Here is a 20627-nt window from a genome sequence, read left to right as displayed (position 1 = left end):
TACGAGAAAGTCAGACAAATGGCTCTTAGCGATTGAAATAGAGCCAATTAATAGTTATTCGTCAAAAATTCGTCAAAAACTAGAGAATATTTATTATATTTCTAGCCTTTATCCTCATTTCATCTGTGACATGGGAGTAAGTCTTTATGGTTTGCTCCACATCATGTCCTAATATTTCAGCAGCAGTTTTAAAATCTAAGCCATTTGCAATTAATAAAGTAGCAAATGTGTGTCTTAATTCATGTATAGATATTTTAAAGCCTGCTTTTGGATATGCCCACTTAGTAGCACGAGAAAGACTATCGGTGGTTTTATATGTTATAATTCTATTATTCATATTTATAGTCTTTGGCTTACTATCTAGTATTTCATCTAAAACTTTTTTAGAAACTGGAATAGTTCTGTATGAATTTGTACCTTTCAGAGTACCTAACACATATTTGTTTTCAACGTTTTTATATTGCTTTTCTATTGTTATGGTTCTATTTTTTATATCTATGTTATCCCAAGTTAACCCGCTTATTTCTCCTAATCTTAGACCACATTTAACAGCTAATAAAGTTGGGATATATACATTCTTACCTTTAAGTTTAGAAAGTAGTGTCTCGACTTCTGTGCTCGTCAAAGCTCTTTTTTCTTTTATCTTATCTTTTTTATAAGTAATTTTTCTAATAGGACTATTACTTATAATTTCATAATCTTTTACAGCTAAATTAAAAATTGTTTTTATAATAGTTACATAGTTTTTAATAGTGCTGCTTTTTAAACTTGTAGACATTTCATTAACACATCTTTGTATATCGATATTTTTAATATCTCTTACTAACATATTATCAAGCGTATTAAAATGACCATGAGCATTTTCATAATTTCTTATTGTATTATATTGCATTGTATGTTTCTTATCACTAACTATCATATCGAAAAGTTCTGCAAAAGTAATATGTTCATATTCTTTATTTAAAAGTCCATTTTTCTTTAGATCAGTTATAGTATCGTTTGCCCAATTAGCAGCTAACTTTTCACCTTTTTTATCATTCGTAAATCCTTGTTTAGATTTTTGTTTCCACTTTCCACTATTATCTTTGTAAGATACAATAGCTTGTATCCCTTTGTCTTTCTTCCTATAAATTATATTAAAATCCATATTTACCATTCCTTTCTCGAATATATGTTCTTTTTGTATGTAAAAAAATAGTCTAGTTATTTTAATCAGACTATTCAACTACACTAATTAAATTCGCAAATGTCTCGAAATTTTTTTCATATTCTAAAGCTTGTCTTTCACATTCTGCAACATTTATATTAGTATTTATATGCTTAAGATGTATTATCTCGTGTAAAAATTTATGCAAGTTGTATTCATAGCTTAGATTTGCATTTAAAACTATTACAGTTTGTCCATTATTTTCGACCGTCATTCCTGTAAAAGTCCCATCAAAATTTTTTGAAATTACCCTTAATTCCCCACATTCAATCATTTTCTTAACATCATTAAGTATATTGACCATATTTCACCTTCTAATCTATAGTTTCATCCTCAAACATTTCTAGTATTTTTAAAACTTTATCTTTATCTTTATTGTTTAACTTTTCGAATTTAGAAAAGAATAATTTGTTTTTATCCATATATTCTTCTATTTTGTTATCTTTTTTTTCTTCCAGTTCTTCATTATCGAAAAAAGTACTTACTGGGACTTCTAAAGCAGATGCTATTTTTTGAAGCGTTTCACTTGTAGGACTACTTTTACTATTTTCAATTTCACTTATTGTTGATTTAGACAAACCTGTAAGCTCTCTAATCTTCATAATTGAATATCCTTTATTTTTCCTTATAGTTCTTATTTTTTCGCCTAAAGACATTATAATCATTCCTTTTTTGTATTGTTTACCGTACCTTTATTATATCATAAAGTTCGGTAAAGTAAACAAGCAATTTAAAGTATTTTAAAGAAATAGACAGATAATTCAAAATAGTTCGTCTAAATGGTAAAATATCGTTCGGTTTAAAGGTAAATAGAGGTTGTTGTATGGTTCGGTATAATGGTAATATAAGTACATGGAGGTGAACAAAATGAAAAATAAAATACACGAAATAATAATAGAAAATGGTTTAAAAGTAAGTTATGTAATAAGAAAAGCTGGACTTGCAAAGTCTTCTTTCTACGAAATAATGAGAGGAAAAGCAATTCCTAGTTTAGCGAACGCGAGAAAGATAAGTCAAGCCTTAAATAAACCATTAGATGAAGTTTTCCCGAATGATAATTTTAAAATTGAAGGAGGAAATTAAATGCAGAATAAACAATTAGAAAACAAACTTTCGAGTAGAGAAGTTTGCAAAATGATGGACTTAAAACAACATTCAGATCTATTAAGAAAAATTGATTCAATCAATGAAGATTTTAACCAAAGCAATATTGCGTTCGTTAAATATTGGGCAGAAAGTACCTATATAGATGCAAAAGGAGAGGAAAGAAGAGAATTTCAAATTACTAAAAAGGGTTGTGAATTTTTAGCACATAAGACCACCGGAACTAAAGGGAACTTATTTACAGATAGGTATATGGATAAGTTTACAGCAATGGAAGAGTGTATTGAAAAAGGGGGACAAACTTACAGCTACGCAATAGAGAATCCAATAGAAAGAGCAAAAGCGTGGATTAAAGAACAAGAAGAAAAGCAAAGTTTATTGTTAACTTCTAAAAAACAAGAACAAATAATAAATGAACTTAAACCTAAAGCAGATTATACGGATACTATTTTAAAAAATAAAGCTTTAGTTACTATAACTCAAATAGCAAAAGATTATGGAATTAGCGGTCAAAAGCTTAATAAAAAATTACATGATTTAAAAGTCCAATACAAGATGCGTGACCAGTGGCTACTATATGCTAAGTATCAAGAAAAAGGATATACGCATTCAGAGACTATAAATGTTACTCACACTAATGGTATGGAAGAAAGCAAGATGACAACTAAGTGGACACAAAAAGGAAGATTATTTTTATATGTTCTATTAAAAGAACAAGGTATATTGCCTTTAATAGAAAGAAGGTAATGTATGGGACAAACATTAATAAGTAGACAAACACTAGCACAAAGGTGGGATTATGAATCTACAAAACCTATTGAAGCTTTAGAAAAGGAAGGAGTATTAACAAGAGTTCCAACTATATCAAGTCCTCGCTATTCATTAGATGAAATAGTAAAAATTGAAACATCTGGGCAAGACATTAACCCGCTATCTCCGCTAGAGAGAAGAAGACTTGAAAACAAAATAGGCAAGCTACAAAAAGAAGTAGAACTTTATAAAGAGAAAATTGACAGCATGAAAACTTTATTAATTTTATAGGAGGGATTAAATGCAAGTTATAAATGTATCTAACTATTTTAGACCAGTACAAAACTTAACAGAGCAAGCATTATTAAACTTACGTACACAGCTTAATAAAAAAGCTAAGTATAAAAAAAGAGTAGAGAACTCTAAGAAATTAAGGAGGAAATAAGATGAAAGAAAAAGCAGCAGAAAAAATGCAAGAGTTAATTAAGGTAAAAGGACTTATCAATATTAACGGAATGAAATTTCACAACATAGAGGGAGGTTTCGGAGGAAACAAGAGATCAATGTTAGCTAAAGAAATTGCGAATATTCATGGCAGAGATTTAAAAGATATAAACCGAAATATTAACAACAATATTAAAAGGTTTAAAAAAGGTGTCGACATTCTAGATTTAAAAGTCGGTGAATTAAAACCACTGAGTTTGGAACTAGGGTATAGCAACCAATCATATGCAAACGCAAATAACATTTACCTACTATCAGAAAGAGGATATTCCAAATTACTTAAGATTCTTGAAGATGATGTTGCATGGGAACAATACGAAAAACTAGTTGATGGATATTTTAATTTAAGAGAGCAAGTAACGCAATTTAAAGGTTTGTCTAAAGAACTACAAGCAATATTTTCTATAGATGCTAAACAACAAGAGTTAGAGACAGAGGTTAAGGACTTAAAAGAAAATATGCCATTGTTCAATATCGAGTGTGAAGATCTTCAAAAAGAAGTTAGAAAAATAGGAATGAGAATATTAGGTGGACATGGTTCAGCAGCATATAAAGATAATTCTTTAAGAGCAAAGCTTTATAAAGATATTCAAAACCAAGTAAAAAGAGAATTTGGATTAAATAGCTATAAAGCAATTAAGAGAAGTCAATTAGATGTAGCTAAAGACATAGTAAGAAGTTATAAAACACCAATAGTCTTAAAGGAAGAAATAACAATGTTAAATAATCAATTAAGTTTTAAGGAGGGAAATTAAATGAAAGCAACAGGAATTGTAAGAAGAGTGGATGAGTTAGGAAGAATAACAATACCAATGGAGTTATGTAAGTCAATGGACATTAAAAGAGCAGACAAAAAGGGAAATGGTACACCAATGGAGATTTATACAGAAGGTAAAAATATTATCATTAGGAAGTATGAGCCGGGCTGCCATATATGTGGTAATGCTAAAAACTTAACTAGAGTTTTAGATATGGATTTATGTCCTACTTGCCTAGCAGATGTCAAACTAGCTATTAAAAAAATAGAAGAAAAGGGGTTGTTAAATAAATGATTTTAATAATTGTTGATAGGAAAACAGATGCAATTATGTACCAAGGTCAGCCAAGCACTAAGGAAGTTTTAGAAGAGTTAAGTGATAGATATCCAGTTAGTGAATTCAAATGGCGTATAGGTGTAGAAGATGCAACCACAAGGTAGATTTATATTTGGAGTAATATTACTAACTATATTTATCTTAACAAGTGTAATAAGCACTATAGGTACAGCAGAGGGCAAGAATAAGCACATAAGACAAGCTTACGGGGTAGTAATGGTAATTAGTATCTTAACAGTAATATTTATTTCAAATAGTCTTTAGGAGGATTTAAAAATGAGTACAAGTAGTTTATGGGTAATGGATGAAAATTTTATAGGGGAGAGACTTACTGAATTTAATAATTCTTGGCTTTTTACACCAATAGCAGACGATATTTTATTTCAAAAATATTTGCCACATAAGGTTATGACTAGTTATGGGAAAACAAATTTTATGACTGCAGCTATGTTTGACAATTCTATATTTGAAGAATTGAATCGTAAGATAAACAGCTCTCAAATTAAAGAGGATAGAATAGTTTGGGAATTAACTAACCAACAAGTATTTTTTAGTAAAGATAAGAAACTAATTTCAGATTGTATCATCAAATTTTTAGAAACAAATAAAAAATACACAACGGATTTAGAGGGACACATATTTAATAGATTTGAAAAAATTTCAAATGAAATAAGAGATATTTGTAAAAACAACTATCCATATTTCGTGTTTAAAAATACAAGTTGTGATGATGGAGTTGAATGCTGGTTCGAGAAATATGATGAAGAAAGCGAAGAATATATTAAGTCTAGTTTAAAAGAATTAGATAAGCACGTTACAGAATTTGTAGCAATTGAAGGAGATAACATTAATTTTACAAGCAATTTACAATTCTTTAGGCAAGAAAGTGAGGAATAGCATGGTAGATATTAATATTAGAATTGCAGAAGAAGCAGCAAACCTTATGCAACAGGATGGAACATTAACATTTACCGCAGCATTAAGACAAGCTAAAGAAATGTATAAAAATAGTTGCAATCCTACCGACCAAAGTAAGGAAAGCAACCTGAATCAAATAAACAATAACATTATACCACCATACGAAGATATAGACAATGACCAAGTATATGACATAGAGACAGGCAAAACAATAAAGGATTTATAGGAGGACCTAAATGGAAGAAAATAAGAAACTTAATATATATCAAAAACTACAGAAAGTTAGAAAGCTTGTGAATGAAGCTGAACTAACTAAAACAGGTAAAAACACTTTTTCTAAATATACTTACTTTGAATTGAGTGACTTTTTACCAACAGTAACAAAACATTGTGAGGAAGTTGGGATTTCTCCAATAATGGATATTTTCATAGATGATATAGCAACTTTAAAAATATTTGATAATGATGATCCTAAACAATGTATCAATTTTACTATGAATGTCAAAGTATCAGCACTTAAAGGCTGCAATGAAATGCAGAATATCGGAGGAGCTTATAGTTACGCCAAAAGGTATTTATATATGAATGCATTTGAGATTAGTGAAAATGACACTACAGAGGAATTAGGGGATGAAGAAAAGGCAAGAGAGCCTATAAGTAATGTTCATGTAAAAGTTATAGAAAAGCTTATTAAGGATACTGGAACAGATGAAGTATCATTACTAACTTGGGCAAAAGTTAAATCTATAAAAGAGATAGAGAATAAAGACTTGCCTTACATCATGAATGTATTAAATAAAAAAGCTGAAGAGATTGAAAAGAAGAAACAGGCTAAGGGGGTTAAGTAATGGAGTATAACACTATAGTTATTGATTATAAAGACGAGGAAGTAGCTTTTAATTCAAGATTACAAGATAGCAAAATTAATATGGTCTTTGATGGATCACAAACAAAATTAACTACAAGAGTACCATATGTAATTATTCCTAATGTAGTAGATAATCTTTTATTTAGTATAGGTGAAAAGACTACTGAAGAATGGGAGAATGAAAATCTTAAGTTACAGGCTAGAATTGAAGATTTAGAAAATCAGTTAGAGATTAAGGATGAAGTAATAGAAAGCCTTAGAAGTTAGGAGGGCATAAATGGCATTAGGAAAAGTTAAATGGATAAAAATCGTTACAGACATATTTGACGATGAAAAAATATTACTCATAGAAAGTTTACCAGGTTCAGATTCAATAATTGTCATATGGTTTAAGCTTTTATGCCTAGCTGGTAAAAACAACAATAAAGGGGTATTCCTTCTTAATGATAGAATCCCCTATACAGATGAAATGCTGGCAACAATATTCAGAAAAGATGTAAAAACAGTAAGAATGGCTCTTAAAACTTTTGAACAATTTGAAATGATTGAAATGGTAAACAACACTATTACAATTCCTAATTGGGATAAGCATCAATCTTTAGATGCCTATGAAAAGAAGAAAGAAAGAGATAGAATTTACCAAGCAGAAAGACGTCAAAATCAAAAAATGTTAGCAAACGGGAAAAAATCGTCTGACACATCGCCCGACGTCGAAAAAAATCGTGCTCTAGATATAGATATAGATAAAGATATAGAAATAGATAGAGATAACAATAATAATATATCGTCGTTGTCGTTATATGAAACATTAGGTTTTGGAACTATTAATCCAGTAACTCTAAGTGACATTGAGTTACTAGAAAAGGATTATACGGAAGTTTGGGTACAAGAAGCACTTAAAGAAGCTAATAGCAATGGCAAAAGAAATCTAAAATATGTAAAAGGCATTTTAAAGAACTGGAAGACCAACGGATTTAAGGCAGAAAGACCTAATTACGGAAAGAAAGAGCCGGGAACAGGGTTTAACAACTTTAAGGCACGTGAATATGATTACGATGACTTAGAAAAGAAATTATTAGGATGGGAGAATGATTAATGAGTGATATACATTGGTGTCCAATATGCGGACAAAGAGCAACAGAACTCCATCACAGAGTATACAGAAGCCAAGTTAAACCTCTAGAGAATTGTAAGTTAAATCATATCTATCTATGTCAAGAACACCATAGAGGAACCCAAGGAGTACATGGAAAGAAAGGACATAAGTTAGATAAATTATTAAAGCTACAGCTACAGAATAACTTAGAACTACTTTTTGATAAACAATATTTAACTAGAGAAGAAATACAAGAAGTATTACAAATTAAAGACAAGCCACTTAACAAGCTTTTAAAGACCTTGAAAATTAAAGAGGGCAAATATATTAGGGAAGAAGTTATAAGGCAATGTCTAGGCGGGAAATTGATAATTGGGGAGGAATTAGTAAATGAGAGATATTAAGTTTAGAGTTTATAGGCATTTTCCTAAAGAAGAAATACTTTATTTCACAATAGATGATTTGATTTATTTAAAACAACCAGTACAAGTTATCCAAGAGTTCCAAGGAGTTAAGGACACATTAATGCAATATACAGGCTTGAAAGATAAGAAAGGTAAAGAAATTTATGAGGGAGATATAGTAAATGATGGTGATTTAAACTTTGAAGTATATCGACATAATTCTGGCGAATGGAAAGCTGGATGGTGTAGTTTATGGGAATATATTTCTGATAATGAAATAGAGAATTGCTGGGAAATTGTAGGTAATATATATGAAAATCCGGAGATATTGGAGAATAATCTATGACTTACAACTATGAAGAAGATACAAAACAATATAACAATATAGTACAAAGATATTCTAATTTAAGCGAGAACGACATTGTAAGTGCTTATAAGTTAATGAAGGATAGTTTATTAGTGTTCAATAGATGGAGCTTTATACGGGCAGAATACCGCAAAGGATTAAAGCGTGGAGAAAAAGCAGAACAAAAGGACAGGCTAGAAGATATGCTTAGATTTTTAAAGGAAGTGCATACAGATAGTAGAATGTTGTGGCGAAATGCGATAGATGAATTAAGAAATAAAGGAGGGGATATGTAGTGGCTAGAGGGAATAGCAAGCTATATAGAGTAAGCAAGGATCAAATATTAGTATTACCAAAAGATATAAACGACCCTAGACAAATGGAAAATGCTATAAATAAAGGATATGTATTTGTAACTGATAAAAACTTTGAAGAAATAAGAATGATAACTTTAAATTGTTCTTTAACAAAAATAAAAATAGAATTAGTTAATGTTGATGTAGTAATTGGAAATACAGTTGTAAAGCAATATAGAAATAGGTAGGTGATAGAGTGATTTTAGCAATAGATCCAGGGAATATAGAGAGTGGAGTAGTTCTAATAAGAGAGAAAGACTTAAAACCATTAGTTGCAGAAAAAATAGACAATGAAAAATTATTATATAAAATTTGTACTGGAGAATATGAGGTAGAAGAATCTATAAACCATGTGGCTATAGAAATGATTGCATCTTATGGAATGGCTGTAGGTAAAAGTGTATTTGATACTTGTGTTTTTATAGGAAGATTAATAGAAACTATAGAATGGGTACATCAATATGAAACAAATAAAATCAAAACTCAATACATTTATAGGAAAGAAGAAAAAATGAATTTATGTCACACCATGAAAGCTAAAGACAGTAACATTATACAAGCTTTAGTAGATAGATTTGCACCTAATACACCTAACAAGGGGAAAGGTACAAAGAAAGAACCGGGATGGTTTTATGGGTTTAAGAAGGATATTTGGCAAAGTTATGCAGTGGCTGTAACTTACCATGATATGTATTTGAAGGAGGATTAATAAATGGCTAAATTGACACCAACACAAGCATATAAACTAAATAATAAGTTATGTGATTTTATAAGAGAAAAACATAGTTGTAGTGCTTGCCCCATTAAAAAAGATTGTTGGGATTTAGAAGAAGCATTAGCAGAATATTTAGAAAAGGAGGAATAGACAATGAAAAAACAAAGTGTAATGAATATTATTGAAGCTAGTAAACAGGAAATTGGAACTAAATTTAAGATTGAATGTTTTGACGGTGAATTATTTCATGTAGAAAAATCTTCAACAGGCTTTGAATTTCCAAATGAAAATCAATTAATTATTACTGACAGAATAATAGATGCAAAATTCATTTTAATTCAACAGCCAGTAAGCTTTATGGAAGCGATTAAAGCTAACCAAGAAGGGAAAGTAATTAAAGTTAATATAGGTGCAAGAACGTATACTTATTATCCTAGAGATAACAAATGGTTTGGGTTAATAGCTAAAGAAACCCTCGGAGGATTATCAACTCATGAAATATTAGAAGGTAAATGGTATATAGAAGAAAGCGAGGAGGATTAATAAATGAACAAGGTAATAATTTTAGGGAGATTAACAGCTGATCCAAATTTAAAGTTTACAGCAGGAACTGGTACAGCAGTTTCAAGGTTCACAGTAGCAGTGAATAGACCATTCAAAAAAGAAGAAACAGATTTCATTAATTGCGTAAGTTTTGGTAAGACAGCAGAAACAATAAGCCAATATCTAACCAAGGGTAGACAAATAGCAGTAATAGGAAACATTAGAACAGGAAGTTATGAAGCACAGGACGGTTCAAAGAGATACACTACAGATGTTGCTGTAGATAGCTTTGAATTTATAGGAAGTAAAGATGTTGCAAATAATGCAACAACTCAAAATGATGCTTTTAGTGGTGGGTTTGGTGATGATATTACTCCGGTGGAAGATCCGGACGGAGATATGCCTTTCTGATAAAAATATACAAGTGAAGGAGTGATTTTTATGGAAAGATTAGATAAAAAAGAGGTACCACAATCATTAGAAAGCTTACTTGAGAGAATAGAAAAGGGAGAAATAGAGGTTCTTTCACATGAAAAAGATGCTTTAAAGCAAGTTATAGAACAATATGAAACAAAAGAACGCCCTATGAGTGCATATTTTGATTTAGAGAGTTGGCTATATAGCAAGGGTGGAAAAGACAAACCTATTGAAATTAAATCTGCTATGGTATGGGGAGAATTATGGGTAGTAGAAAAAATGGGTTGCATTGATTGGGATGGTATGAGAAATCTATATGGTGAATTTATGAGTAAACAAATAAATTTGAGATAGTTTGTCATACGTAGAAAGGGTGATTTAATTGGATAAAAAACTTATTAATGCAGTATGGCATAAGGATAGTAGAAATAGTAGTGAAAGGATATTATCTGATTATTACAATGGCTTTAGATTAATTTTAAAATCATATAAGAAAGGATATAAGTTCTATGTCTCTATAAGAAGACATAAGAAACATGGAATAGGAGACAATTTAACTAACGGAACACCAGTGGCATATTTTAAAGATTGTAGCCTTGACGAAGCCAAAGTAAAGGGAATAGAGCATTATTTATATATGATTAGTTAATACGTAATACTAATAAGTATATAGAAAGGTGTGAGGTTTGTGAAGCTAAGAAATATTAAAAATAGATTGGGACTATGTACTTGCAAAAGATGCTTGAGAAAAGCCAATTATGAAATAGAAATACCATTAGTTCAATATAGTGGAAATCTATGTGACAAGCATCTAAATGAACTTATTGAAACTGGTACATTAATTTCAAAGGAAGTTAAATGATTAAAGGACAATTAACTTTTTGGGATAAGGCTAGAGTAGTATTTATAAAAGATACTACAATCCTTAATCCTAAATTCAAAATAGGCGAGGAATTTGAAGTATATTTGGAGCAAGAGAAGAATTGTATTATTTACTTAGATAATATGTTCTATGGGCCATTAAAAGAGAGTTGTAAGAAGATTTAAAAATATTTAAGATAATTTGGAGGTATACAAAATGAAATTAAAAGAATTAAGACCAATATTAAGAGCAAATAGGGTAAATATTTATTTAGAACCTAAGAAACCAATGTTTTATGAAATTTGGGGATTAGATGATAAAACAGAGACTTTAGCAGATTATAGGTTATATGATGGAGATTATGATAGGACAAATGACACAATGTTCTTAGATTATGGTGAATATACTGTTGAAGAAATCGCAGAAGATAAAGCTTTAAATTTCAAAGGCGAAGAAATGAAAGCCATTAGTATATTTATATCAAAATAATTAAAGTTAGAGAAATAGGAGGAATTAGCACTATAGTTTTAACTCCTATTTCTCATATGATAATCAACTGATAGGAGGAAAAACTATGAAATGTTTAAATGAGAATTGTTTGTTGAATAAAAACAAGAAGTGTGATAATGACATAGTTTTAAAAAATATAGCACCATGTTTTGGAAAAAACAAAGTGCAAGCAAAGATGGAAGAACAATACGGTAACACAAAGATATTATTTGCAGATAGAAGAATATAGAAAGGAGTAAAACCCATGAAAGAAAAGCCAATTAAAACTAAAGACAAGGCTTTTGAGTACCTGAATAAAAATAAAGAGAAAATACTAGATATGAGATTTAGCGAGATAACATTATGTATGATGAGAGACTTAAAGAAATCATATGAAACTTGCAGAGTTTATTACTATATGGGGAAAGAAGAAGTCTTGGGATGTCCAAGCAAAAAGAAAGAAAAACTAAAAATAGATAGACCAATGTTAGTTAGGCACAAAGATATTCTTGTAGGGGAAAATGGAGAGTATTCTTTGGAGAATGGTGGCTTATTATTAACTAATGGTAAAGCATATTTAAACTTTGGAAATAAAGAAGAGTTTTTAAAGTTCTTTAATGAAGCATATACAGCTTATGAGAAGTTAGAAGAAATGGAGTGCTAAGTATGGACACTTTAGTTAAACTTGAATTAATAGGATTTTTTATAGGATATGCAGTATTAGCCTTATTTATACTAATATTTGTTCATAATGCTACCGTAAAAAATAGTCCAATGTGGAAGGAGAAAAAGAGAATGGATAAAGCAAAACAACACAATGAAATATGCAAAGAGTTGAATAGTATATATGAAGCTAAGAATAAAGACTATGGAGATAGTTTCGGAATATCATATCAAATTTATGGGCTAACAATGCCATGTATTAGGTTAGAGGACAAATTAAATAGACTTAAGTCTTTAACTAATAATAAAGAACAATGTGTAAAAGATGAATCTATAGAGGATACATTATTAGATCTAGCAAACTATGCAATAATGACAGTAATTGAACTTAGAAAGAAGGGAAAAGGCAAAATGGATGATAAAGAATTAATTATGCCTTTGGATGTGTTAATTAAATACAGTACAACTAAAGAAATAGGAATAAAAGAATACCAAGAAAAGTCAGTTAGAACAATGGATAATAATTTAAAACATAATGATAAAGTGGTTAATATGATCTTCGGTTTAAATGGAGAAACTGGAGAAGTAACAGACATACTTAAGAAATGGTTATTCCATGGGCATATTCTAAACATGGACCATCTAAAAGAAGAGTTAGGAGATGTAATGTTTTATATAGTAAATCTAGCTACACTCTACAATATAGACATGAGCGAAGTTTTACAAATGAATGTGGACAAGTTACTTAAGAGATATCCAAACGGATTTAGCAGCCAAGATAGTATTAATAGGGAGGATCAGAGGAATGAAAGCAGTAGAGGTCAAATTCGATTTAAATAATCCTAATCAAAAGCCGATTATAGAAATTTATGAAATCACCAAAGAAACTGAAAGGTATTTACATGCAAAGGCTGATGAGTTTTGGAAGTATGGAAGAAGATTTTTTAAACCAAATATGAATGAAGCTAAGTATAATGGAAAGTTAGAATATAGCTATAGATTTACAACCAATGAGGAAGATTATGAAACTATATATAAATCTAAAGAAATGAAAAAAGCAATAAGGGAAATAAAAAATATCTTGCAAGGTGATCTAGATTGTTACCAATGGAGATTAAATGGAGTAGTTGCTTATTATAATAAATGTTTTGGGGAGGTTTAAAGAATGATTAATATAAAAGCAGCTGATTGGAAGTTAGTTAGAACTCTATTCGGAGGGAAAATGGTAAAAGGAGAAAAATACAGAGGATTTATGATTCATAGGTCAATAGGAGACGATACAAAAGACTTGTGGACTGTAACAATTACAAAAGGCATTGGGAACGGTTATGCATTAGGTGAATTTAGGAAGAAAAATACTTGCAAACTTTTGGTTGATGAAGTAATAAAAAGAATTGGCAGAGTTGAATTAGTAATAGAAGATAAAGAAGAATTAAATAAAATAAAAAGCAAATTTGAAAATATGTAAGGAGATAATTATGGATGAAAATACGTGTGTTGCAATAATTGTGTGTGCTGTTTGTTTTGTGCTTAGTGTGTATTTTATAGCAGATGCAATTAAAAATAAGAGGTGATAGCATGGAAGAATTAAAGAAAGCCATAGATAAATATAAATTACGTGAACTCTTTGGAGACAAGCATAACATTAAACAAATAATTCTAGATATATCTATGTTTAATGATAAAGACATAGAAAGAGAAATAGTAGAAGATGGTGGACTAAAACTATTTGGGATACCAGTTAAACATAAGTTCTTAGATGGAAAGAAATTTGAGATACTGGAGGAATAGTATGCTAAAAACATTTGATGTGTTTATTACAAGCTTAGGATTTTGCTTTATATTATTTATGCTATTTTTCAGCGACATAAAGTGCACACTGGATACTACAGGGATTATTAAATTAGTTGTAGTAATTTTGGGAGGAAATTTATTAAGCTTTGTATATTGGTTATTTAGGGAAAAGGAGGAATAAAGAATGATTAAGAAGATTGATTTTATTTTAAATGTAATAGGAATATCGTTTATGATTTGTTGGATAGTAATTGATTTAATTAAACATCATGATCCAATTTCAATAATATCATGGCTAGTAATAGCTTTGGCATTATCATTCGCAGATAATTGGAGACAATACAAGCAAATTGAAAAACTGAAAAACAAAAATAGTCATGTTTATTTTACTGAAAATGGAGTGATGGTATCAACGGATGGAGAACATTGGAAGTATGGGTACAACAACATAAAAAAATATAATACGGGGAATAGCATAGAATGGCAGCAAAAATTTATTGGAGATAACGTGGCAGTAGATACAGACGGAAGACATTATCATATAACACAAATAGATAAAGAAGGCGAGTATGACGAAGTTTTAATAGGCATTGATGCTGCAAAAGAATTATATGAGTTTTTCAACGAAAAGCTACAGAAAGGGGGAGCAGTATGGATACTAAAGAAATAGTAAAAAGAGAACTAGGGTTATATGAACTAAGAAAGATAGAAATAGAAGATATGGAACTTAAGATAAAAGAATTAGAGATAGGGGACATGATAGGTAGTCCAGGGTTTGAAGAAAGAGTACAAACATCTATGAAGTGTAAAAATAATGACTTCATAATGAACCAAATAGACACTCTAAAGAAAAAGATAGAATATAACAAGATGGCCAATAGAAGAGTAGATAATGCACTTAGAAGATTAGAACAACCCTCTAGACCACAAACAGAAAGAATAGAGAAAGAGGATAGAAATGTAATAATAAAGATATTTATAGAAAAGAAAAGCATATCAAGGACAGCACAAGAATTATATAGAACTAGAAAGAGTATAAGAAAAGCAATAGAAAGAGGACTAAATAAAATAGAAATGATCTAAAAGTAACACTAAAGGTAACATTAAAAGTAACACTAAAGGTAACATTAAAAGTAACTATTAAGTAACGTTACTAAATAGTATAATGATATTGGCTAAAGATTTATTTCATTAATGGCCATCATATCCCTATATTACCCCTTTCAAATTTTAAAAAGACACTTACTTAAATGCAAGTGTCTTTTTTGTTGGAATTAATTGAATTAATATATATAAATTACATGGAATGAGGTGGTGACAATGCGTTATGGCTAGAGAGAGAAGTCCAGCAAGAGATAAAGCTATGCAAATGTATTTAGATGCTAATGGAGATATAGTGCTAAAGGATATAGCCAATACGTTAGAGGTAGCAGATACACAAATAAGAAAATGGAAGAACCAAGATAAATGGGACGAAGTTTTAATTGATAATGTTACTAATGGAAAGGTAACAAATAAAAGTAACGTTACTAAAAAAACTAAATCCAAAGGTAACGGAAGAACTAGAGCAAAAAGAGAAGAATTAAAACCATTACCAAAGGATGTAAAAAAGGTATTACAAAATGAAGAATTAAACGAACAACAAAAAATATTCTGTGTTGCTTATGTACAATGTTTTAATGCTACTAAAGCATATTTAAAAGCCTATAAGTGTACATATGAATCGGCTATGGTTAATGGTTGTAGACTACTAAGGAACGATAAGGTTAGGGAGCAAATAGAGTTTCTTAAGCAAGGACAGCTAAGCGAAAGCCTACTTGATATGGGTGTTATATTACAAAAGTATATTGATATAGCACTAAGCGATATTGGAGAGTATGTGAAGTTTGGCAAGAAGTATAAGAAAGTATGGGGTAAAGACGAAAACGGGAACAATGTACCAGTTATAGACCCCGAAACTGGAGAACAAAAAGAAATTGAATATAACTATGTAGATTTAAACGAGAGCAGCATGGTTGATACAACACTAATAAGCGAAGTATCCCAAGGTAAAGATGGTATTAAGTTTAAGCAGCTGGACAAGATGAAGGCTATGGAGTTTTTAATGAAGCATTACAATGTATTGGATGATGATACCAAGAATAAATTAACCATTGAGAGAATGAAGCTTGAAAACCAAAAACTTAAAGCTGAAATATCTAGACTTACTGGAGAAGGGCAAGAGTTAGAAGATATGTCAGAGATTGAGGGGGATATATATGGTTAAAAGAAAGAAAACCATACCTTTTAATTTTTCTGATAAGCATAAGATCTATATTAAGAATTGCTCTTTAAATATGTACAATATTGCAGAAGGAGCGGTAAGAGCGGGTAAAACAGTAGACCATATATTTGCCTTTGCGCATGAATTAAAGGATACAGAGGATAAAATACATATTGCTACTGGTTCTACTAGTGCTAACGCTAAACTAAATATAGGAGACGCTAATGGTTTTGGATTAGAGTATATATTTAGAGGTCAAAGTCATTGGGGAAAGTATAAAGGCAATGAATGTTTATATATAAAAGGGCCTGATACAAACAATAAACAGAGAATAGTAATATTTGCTGGTGGCGCCAAGGCTGATAGTTATAAAAAGATACGTGGTAATTCATACGGTATGTGGATAGCTACAGAAATAAACCTTCATCATGACAACACTATAAAAGAAGTGTTTAACAGAACTATTGCAGCAAAGAAAAGAAAGATATTTTGGGACTTAAACCCCGATAACCCAAATGCAAAAATTTATACAGATTATATAGATAAATATAAGGATCTAAATAAGGAAGGTTCTTTGTTAGGTGGCTATAATTACGAACACTTCACAATAGATGATAATATCAACATAACTGATGAAAGAAGAGAAGAAATTAAAAGCCAATATGATAAGAGTTCTATATGGTATCAGAGAGACATTCTAGGAAAGAGATGTGTTGCAGAAGGATTAATATATAGACTATTTGCAGACAACACTACAGGAGACAGCAGAAAGTATGTTACTGATAGTGCTATTAATCTAATGAATATAAATATAGGAGTTGATTTCGGTGGAAATGGCTCGGGGCATTCCTTTGTAGCCACAGGTATTAAAGCTGGGTACGATGGAATAGTTGCATTAAGTAGCGAAAGACATTTTGGAGATATAGACCCGGATGCTTTAGGCAAATTATTTACTAAGTTCTTAAGAAAGATATTAGATAGATATGGATATATTACTTGTGTATATTGTGATAGTGCAGAACAAGTATTAATACGAGGATTGAAAACATCTGCCATTAAAGAAGGACTAGGACATATTAAAATAAGAAATGCCCTTAAATCTCCTATTAACGACAGAATATATTTAGTATGTAGACTTATAGAACAAAACAGATTCAGTTACATTGATGATTGCGAAACATTAGAAAATGCTTTATGTGGTGCTGTATGGGATCCAAAAGAATTAACTAAGAATGTTAGATTAGATAATGGGACAAGCGATATAGATACTATGGACGCATTCGAATACTCTATTGAACATGATACAAAGAGATTATTGAGAGTTGCATAATTTCGCATAATTTTTATTTAGCGAAGTTATTAATAATTTACGTATTCAATGGGTTTACAAGCTATTTAACATTAAAAAACTGCTTTAAAAAGTTTAGAATGAGTAAACTTTTGATTAAAAACTAATATTTCGTGTACAAGCGAAGTAATATTTCCTAACTTTTATTTGTATTTCTACAGCATGATAATGTCACTCAAGCTAGTAATACAGTAAAAGTTATTTTTATTTATTTCCCAAACGAGGTGATAAAAATGTTTGAAAGATTAAAAGAATTGATAAAGGGGGTGTTTAGTAGAATGTTTAGCAAAAATACAATACAAGATGCAACAAAGATTGATATAGCTGTAACTGACAGCATGAGTTTAGCAATAGACCAATGGACTAGACTGTATGAAAATAGAGCACCATGGTTAAGTGATACAGTACAGAGTATGAATATACCAGCTAGTATTGCCACCGAAATGGCTAGACTTGTAACAATAGAGTTTACGAGCGAGATATCTAAAGATGATTTTTTGAATAAAGAGTATCAAGTGGCTATTGATAGTATTAGAAGATATACAGAATATGCCTGTGCTAAAGGTGGATTAGTATTTAAGCCTTATGTAGTTGGAGACCATATAGAAGTTGACATGGTACAAGCAGATAGTTTTTTTCCTACTTCTTATAATTCTCGTGGAGAAATAACAGGAGCAATATTTGCAGAAGTAAAGCAAGAAGGTAAAAAACAATATACAAGATTAGAATATCATAATTTAACTGACCAAGGCTATTATATAACCAATACAGCATATATGTATGAAAATGCAGTAATATCTAATCAAAGCCAATTTAATCTAGGCAGACAAATACCTTTAACAGATGTTGAAGATTGGAGCAACTTAGAAGAAGAAACTTTGATAGCTAATATAGATAAACCTTTATTTAGTTATTTTAAGATACCACAGGCAAATGCTATAGAGAGCAATAGTCCTTTAGGTGTAAGTGTATACCAAAGAGCCATAGACCTTATTATGGAAGCAGACAAGCAATATTCTCGTATATTATGGGAGTATGAAGGTTCTGAACTTGCTATTAATGCTTCAATAGATTGCTTTAAATTAGATAGAGAAGGAAATCCAATCTTGCCGGAAGGAAAGAAAAGACTGTATAGATCATTTGATGTTGATTCAAATGAAACTAAAAAGTTAATGGAACCTTTCTCACCAACTATTAGAGATACAAGCTTATTTAATGGATTAAATAACATATTAAGAAAGATAGAATTTAACTGTGGATTAGCTTATGGAACTTTATCGGATGTCAACGAAACAGATAAGACAGCTACAGAAATAAAGGCAAGTAAGCAAAGGTCTTATTCTACTGTAAAAGATATTCAAAAGAGCCTACAGAATGCTTTAGAAGGTTTAGTATATGCTATGTCTACATGGGCAAAGATATACAAGCTAGATAATACAACAATTAATACAGATAAGGATATCAGTTTTAATTGGGACGATTCTCTAGTATTAGATAAAGAAACAGAGTTAGCGAGTATGCAAGCAGATGTTGCAGCAGGAATATTAAGAGCAGAATTATACTTAGCTAAGAAATATGGAGTAACAGAAGAAGAAGCACTTAAAATGATGCCTGAAATTAATTCTAGTGGAAATGATCCTTTTGCTGATACAGAAGAGTAGGTGATTATATGCTTACTCCGGAACAATTAGAAACATTACCATTAAACATTACGGACTTATATGGTAGACTTGAAGCTTTTATAATACAAGATTTTTGCAGAAGATTAAGACAAGCGGGAGAAATGACAACTACTGCGGAATGGAACGCTATTAAAGCTAGAGAGATAGGAATATCTATAGCGGATATTAAAAAGCAAATGAGGTTATTAACAAAATTTACAGAAGAAGAAATTGAAAATATGTTTAATGAAAGTGCTTTATTATCTGTCAACCAAGAAAATAAGATATATAAAAAAGCTGGACTTACTCCAATAAAGATAAAGGAAAATAAAACCCTACAGAAATTTCTATTCGAAGCTATAAAGCAAACTCGAGGAGAATTAAGTAACATAACTAACTCTATGGGATTTGCTAGTACAACAAGTGGGAAAGTGATATATAAACCCATAGCAAAGTATTACCATGACACTTTAGATTTTGTACAATTTCAAATAGCTAGTGGCACCACGGATTATAATACAGCTATTAGAACAGCGGTTAAGCAATTAAGTAATAGTGGACTTAGATTTATAAATTATGAAAATGGATGGAGCAATATGGTTGATGTAGCAGTAAGAAGAGCAATAATGACAGGCGCAAACCAAATGACAACATATATGACAGATTACACACATGATAAATTAGTCGATAAAGATGAACAATATGTTGAAGTAACCGCACATAGTGGAGCGAGACCAAGCCATGCAGAGTGGCAAGGAAAAGTTTTTAAGGTTGTTGGAAGTTCCCCCGGATATCCAAACTTAGCATTAAGCACAGGATTAGGAACTGGAGGAGGATTAAAAGGACATAATTGCAGACATTCTTATTACCCATTTATACCCGGAGCATCTACAAAGGCATTTACAGATAAGGAACTAAATAATATTGATCCTAAACCATTTAACTATAAAGGCAAAGAGTATGACAGCTACCAAGCCACACAACAAATGAGAAAGATGGAAACATCAATAAGACAAACTAAAAGGGAACTAATGGGGTATAAGGAAGTTGGGTTAAAGGATGACTTTACGACATTAAGTATAAAACTACAGCAGCAGAGAAAAGAATATGAAAGATTCTGCAAAGCAGCAGAAATAAAACCAAAAGATTATAGGATTGAGGTTGTTGGATTTGATAAGAGCATATCTCAAGAGAGCGTGTGGGCAAATAAAAAATAAATTTTAAG

At 30.5% G+C, this 20627-nt stretch carries 42 protein-coding genes and 1 pseudogene; 40 read left to right on the top strand and 3 right to left on the bottom strand.

From position 1 onward, the window contains the following. Positions 1 to 79: 79 nt before the first annotated feature. The 3 genes from FAY47_RS01130 to FAY47_RS01120 form a co-directional block, all read right to left on the bottom strand. Positions 80 to 1147, bottom strand: coding sequence for a site-specific integrase (locus FAY47_RS01130; RefSeq protein WP_143314560.1), 1068 nt, complete (start codon positions 1145 to 1147; stop codon positions 80 to 82). Between the two features lie 70 nt (positions 1148 to 1217). Beyond that, positions 1218 to 1511: a carbonic anhydrase family protein gene (locus FAY47_RS01125; protein ID WP_143314559.1), complete on the bottom strand. Its 294-nt coding sequence runs from the start codon at positions 1509 to 1511 to the stop codon at positions 1218 to 1220. Positions 1512 to 1521: 10 nt separating this feature from the next. Then, positions 1522 to 1872, bottom strand: a complete 351-nt coding sequence (locus FAY47_RS01120; protein ID WP_243129496.1) for a helix-turn-helix transcriptional regulator — start codon at positions 1870 to 1872, stop codon at positions 1522 to 1524. Between the two features lie 202 nt (positions 1873 to 2074). On the opposite strand from FAY47_RS01120, the gene FAY47_RS01115 reads away from it, so the two are divergent. The 40 genes and pseudogenes from FAY47_RS01115 to FAY47_RS00950 all read left to right on the top strand — a co-directional run bounded on the left by FAY47_RS01115 (position 2075) and on the right by FAY47_RS00950 (position 20619). Further along, positions 2075 to 2290 (top strand): helix-turn-helix domain-containing protein, encoded by a 216-nt coding sequence (locus tag FAY47_RS01115; RefSeq protein WP_143314558.1) that lies wholly within the window; start codon positions 2075 to 2077, stop codon positions 2288 to 2290. Beyond that, positions 2291 to 3058 (top strand): phage regulatory protein/antirepressor Ant, encoded by a 768-nt coding sequence (locus FAY47_RS01110; protein ID WP_143314557.1) that lies wholly within the window; start codon positions 2291 to 2293, stop codon positions 3056 to 3058. It abuts the gene before it with no gap. Positions 3059 to 3061: 3 nt separating this feature from the next. Further along, positions 3062 to 3352, top strand: coding sequence for a transcription factor (locus FAY47_RS01105; RefSeq protein WP_143314556.1), 291 nt, complete (start codon positions 3062 to 3064; stop codon positions 3350 to 3352). 10 nt (positions 3353 to 3362) lie between these two features. Further along, on the top strand, positions 3363 to 3506 hold the full coding sequence (locus FAY47_RS20115; RefSeq protein ID WP_185966678.1) for a hypothetical protein: 144 nt from the start codon (positions 3363 to 3365) through the stop codon (positions 3504 to 3506). 1 nt (position 3507) lies between these two features. Next, positions 3508 to 4320, top strand: coding sequence for an ORF6C domain-containing protein (locus FAY47_RS01100; RefSeq protein WP_143314555.1), 813 nt, complete (start codon positions 3508 to 3510; stop codon positions 4318 to 4320). After that, the gene (locus FAY47_RS01095; RefSeq protein WP_143314554.1) at positions 4321 to 4617 is read left to right on the top strand and encodes an AbrB/MazE/SpoVT family DNA-binding domain-containing protein; all 297 of its coding nucleotides are present in this window, start codon (positions 4321 to 4323) and stop codon (positions 4615 to 4617) included. Continuing rightward, positions 4614 to 4763 carry a hypothetical protein gene (locus FAY47_RS20110; protein WP_185966677.1) on the top strand — a complete coding sequence of 50 codons (150 nt, stop codon included), beginning with the start codon at positions 4614 to 4616 and terminating at the stop codon, positions 4761 to 4763. Before FAY47_RS01095 ends, FAY47_RS20110 begins: the two co-directional genes overlap by 4 nt. Then, positions 4747 to 4923 carry a hypothetical protein gene (locus FAY47_RS20105; RefSeq protein WP_185966676.1) on the top strand — a complete coding sequence of 59 codons (177 nt, stop codon included), beginning with the start codon at positions 4747 to 4749 and terminating at the stop codon, positions 4921 to 4923. The genes FAY47_RS20110 and FAY47_RS20105 overlap by 17 nt, the downstream gene beginning before the upstream one ends. A gap of 12 nt (positions 4924 to 4935) precedes the next feature. Then, positions 4936 to 5556, top strand: coding sequence for a hypothetical protein (locus tag FAY47_RS01090; protein WP_143314553.1), 621 nt, complete (start codon positions 4936 to 4938; stop codon positions 5554 to 5556). Between the two features lies 1 nt (position 5557). Next, positions 5558 to 5803, top strand: coding sequence for a hypothetical protein (locus tag FAY47_RS01085; RefSeq protein ID WP_143314552.1), 246 nt, complete (start codon positions 5558 to 5560; stop codon positions 5801 to 5803). 10 nt (positions 5804 to 5813) lie between these two features. Beyond that, positions 5814 to 6425, top strand: a complete 612-nt coding sequence (locus FAY47_RS01080) for an ERF family protein (protein WP_143314551.1) — start codon at positions 5814 to 5816, stop codon at positions 6423 to 6425. After that, positions 6425 to 6712 carry a hypothetical protein gene (locus tag FAY47_RS01075; protein WP_143314550.1) on the top strand — a complete coding sequence of 96 codons (288 nt, stop codon included), beginning with the start codon at positions 6425 to 6427 and terminating at the stop codon, positions 6710 to 6712. Before FAY47_RS01080 ends, FAY47_RS01075 begins: the two co-directional genes overlap by 1 nt. 10 nt (positions 6713 to 6722) lie before the next feature. Continuing rightward, positions 6723 to 7541 (top strand): phage replisome organizer N-terminal domain-containing protein, encoded by an 819-nt coding sequence (locus tag FAY47_RS01070; protein ID WP_143314549.1) that lies wholly within the window; start codon positions 6723 to 6725, stop codon positions 7539 to 7541. Then, positions 7541 to 7945, top strand: a complete 405-nt coding sequence (locus FAY47_RS01065; RefSeq protein WP_243129495.1) for a hypothetical protein — start codon at positions 7541 to 7543, stop codon at positions 7943 to 7945. The genes FAY47_RS01070 and FAY47_RS01065 overlap by 1 nt, the downstream gene beginning before the upstream one ends. Next, positions 7932 to 8291, top strand: coding sequence for a YopX family protein (locus FAY47_RS01060; protein ID WP_143314548.1), 360 nt, complete (start codon positions 7932 to 7934; stop codon positions 8289 to 8291). Before FAY47_RS01065 ends, FAY47_RS01060 begins: the two co-directional genes overlap by 14 nt. After that, positions 8288 to 8587 carry a hypothetical protein gene (locus FAY47_RS01055; RefSeq protein ID WP_143314547.1) on the top strand — a complete coding sequence of 100 codons (300 nt, stop codon included), beginning with the start codon at positions 8288 to 8290 and terminating at the stop codon, positions 8585 to 8587. The genes FAY47_RS01060 and FAY47_RS01055 overlap by 4 nt, the downstream gene beginning before the upstream one ends. Then, entirely contained in the window at positions 8587 to 8835 is a 249-nt protein-coding gene (locus FAY47_RS01050; RefSeq protein ID WP_143314546.1) for a hypothetical protein, read from the top strand. Before FAY47_RS01055 ends, FAY47_RS01050 begins: the two co-directional genes overlap by 1 nt. An 8-nt stretch (positions 8836 to 8843) precedes the next feature. After that, on the top strand, positions 8844 to 9356 hold the full coding sequence (locus tag FAY47_RS01045; RefSeq protein ID WP_143314545.1) for a hypothetical protein: 513 nt from the start codon (positions 8844 to 8846) through the stop codon (positions 9354 to 9356). 3 nt (positions 9357 to 9359) lie between these two features. After that, on the top strand, positions 9360 to 9512 hold the full coding sequence (locus FAY47_RS20100) for a hypothetical protein (protein WP_185966675.1): 153 nt from the start codon (positions 9360 to 9362) through the stop codon (positions 9510 to 9512). 3 nt (positions 9513 to 9515) lie between these two features. Then, the gene (locus tag FAY47_RS01040) at positions 9516 to 9905 is read left to right on the top strand and encodes a hypothetical protein (protein ID WP_143314544.1); all 390 of its coding nucleotides are present in this window, start codon (positions 9516 to 9518) and stop codon (positions 9903 to 9905) included. 3 nt (positions 9906 to 9908) lie between these two features. After that, positions 9909 to 10316: a single-stranded DNA-binding protein gene (ssb, locus tag FAY47_RS01035; protein ID WP_143314543.1), complete on the top strand. Its 408-nt coding sequence runs from the start codon at positions 9909 to 9911 to the stop codon at positions 10314 to 10316. A gap of 30 nt (positions 10317 to 10346) precedes the next feature. Beyond that, positions 10347 to 10676 (top strand): hypothetical protein, encoded by a 330-nt coding sequence (locus FAY47_RS01030; protein WP_143314542.1) that lies wholly within the window; start codon positions 10347 to 10349, stop codon positions 10674 to 10676. 28 nt (positions 10677 to 10704) lie between these two features. Continuing rightward, entirely contained in the window at positions 10705 to 10971 is a 267-nt protein-coding gene (locus FAY47_RS01025) for a hypothetical protein (RefSeq protein ID WP_143314540.1), read from the top strand. Between the two features lie 39 nt (positions 10972 to 11010). Next, positions 11011 to 11184, top strand: coding sequence for a hypothetical protein (locus tag FAY47_RS20095; protein WP_185966674.1), 174 nt, complete (start codon positions 11011 to 11013; stop codon positions 11182 to 11184). Further along, positions 11181 to 11369, top strand: coding sequence for a hypothetical protein (locus FAY47_RS01020; protein ID WP_143314538.1), 189 nt, complete (start codon positions 11181 to 11183; stop codon positions 11367 to 11369). Before FAY47_RS20095 ends, FAY47_RS01020 begins: the two co-directional genes overlap by 4 nt. A 31-nt stretch (positions 11370 to 11400) precedes the next feature. Further along, positions 11401 to 11673 (top strand): hypothetical protein, encoded by a 273-nt coding sequence (locus tag FAY47_RS01015; protein ID WP_143314536.1) that lies wholly within the window; start codon positions 11401 to 11403, stop codon positions 11671 to 11673. 85 nt (positions 11674 to 11758) lie between these two features. Further along, positions 11759 to 11923 (top strand): hypothetical protein, encoded by a 165-nt coding sequence (locus FAY47_RS20090; protein ID WP_185966673.1) that lies wholly within the window; start codon positions 11759 to 11761, stop codon positions 11921 to 11923. Positions 11924 to 11938: 15 nt separating this feature from the next. After that, positions 11939 to 12337, top strand: coding sequence for a hypothetical protein (locus tag FAY47_RS01010; protein WP_143314534.1), 399 nt, complete (start codon positions 11939 to 11941; stop codon positions 12335 to 12337). Positions 12338 to 12468: 131 nt separating this feature from the next. Further along, positions 12469 to 12735: pseudogene (locus FAY47_RS20760) on the top strand (DUF1599 domain-containing protein); the annotation flags it as partial. Beyond that, positions 12709 to 13176 (top strand): nucleoside triphosphate pyrophosphohydrolase family protein, encoded by a 468-nt coding sequence (locus FAY47_RS21275; protein WP_347562778.1) that lies wholly within the window; start codon positions 12709 to 12711, stop codon positions 13174 to 13176. The pseudogene FAY47_RS20760 and the gene FAY47_RS21275, both read left to right, overlap by 27 nt. Continuing rightward, complete coding sequence (locus FAY47_RS00995) at positions 13142 to 13498, top strand: hypothetical protein (RefSeq protein ID WP_143314532.1); 357 nt, start codon at positions 13142 to 13144, stop codon at positions 13496 to 13498. The genes FAY47_RS21275 and FAY47_RS00995 overlap by 35 nt, the downstream gene beginning before the upstream one ends. 3 nt (positions 13499 to 13501) lie before the next feature. Next, the gene (locus FAY47_RS00990; RefSeq protein WP_143314530.1) at positions 13502 to 13804 is read left to right on the top strand and encodes a hypothetical protein; all 303 of its coding nucleotides are present in this window, start codon (positions 13502 to 13504) and stop codon (positions 13802 to 13804) included. 110 nt (positions 13805 to 13914) lie between these two features. Beyond that, entirely contained in the window at positions 13915 to 14127 is a 213-nt protein-coding gene (locus tag FAY47_RS00985; protein ID WP_143314528.1) for a hypothetical protein, read from the top strand. Between the two features lies 1 nt (position 14128). Beyond that, positions 14129 to 14311 (top strand): hypothetical protein, encoded by a 183-nt coding sequence (locus tag FAY47_RS00980; RefSeq protein ID WP_143314526.1) that lies wholly within the window; start codon positions 14129 to 14131, stop codon positions 14309 to 14311. A 3-nt stretch (positions 14312 to 14314) separates the two neighbouring features. Beyond that, on the top strand, positions 14315 to 14800 hold the full coding sequence (locus tag FAY47_RS00975) for a hypothetical protein (RefSeq protein ID WP_143314524.1): 486 nt from the start codon (positions 14315 to 14317) through the stop codon (positions 14798 to 14800). Next, positions 14782 to 15213, top strand: coding sequence for an RNA polymerase subunit sigma (locus tag FAY47_RS00970; protein ID WP_143314522.1), 432 nt, complete (start codon positions 14782 to 14784; stop codon positions 15211 to 15213). Before FAY47_RS00975 ends, FAY47_RS00970 begins: the two co-directional genes overlap by 19 nt. Before the next feature lie 244 nt (positions 15214 to 15457). Further along, entirely contained in the window at positions 15458 to 16396 is a 939-nt protein-coding gene (locus tag FAY47_RS00965) for a terminase small subunit (RefSeq protein WP_143314520.1), read from the top strand. After that, positions 16389 to 17723, top strand: coding sequence for a terminase family protein (locus FAY47_RS00960; RefSeq protein WP_143314518.1), 1335 nt, complete (start codon positions 16389 to 16391; stop codon positions 17721 to 17723). Before FAY47_RS00965 ends, FAY47_RS00960 begins: the two co-directional genes overlap by 8 nt. A 251-nt stretch (positions 17724 to 17974) precedes the next feature. Further along, a complete protein-coding gene (locus tag FAY47_RS00955; RefSeq protein WP_143314516.1) occupies positions 17975 to 19402 on the top strand; it encodes a phage portal protein in 1428 nt (475 codons plus the stop codon). 8 nt (positions 19403 to 19410) lie between these two features. Then, positions 19411 to 20619, top strand: coding sequence for a phage minor capsid protein (locus FAY47_RS00950; protein WP_143314514.1), 1209 nt, complete (start codon positions 19411 to 19413; stop codon positions 20617 to 20619). Positions 20620 to 20627 lie beyond the last annotated feature (8 nt).

Source organism: Clostridium sp. HBUAS56017 (genome assembly GCF_007115085.1).
Lineage (GTDB): Bacteria > Bacillota > Clostridia > Clostridiales > Clostridiaceae > Clostridium > Clostridium cibarium.
This window is presented reverse-complemented; position numbering and strand designations above follow the sequence as displayed.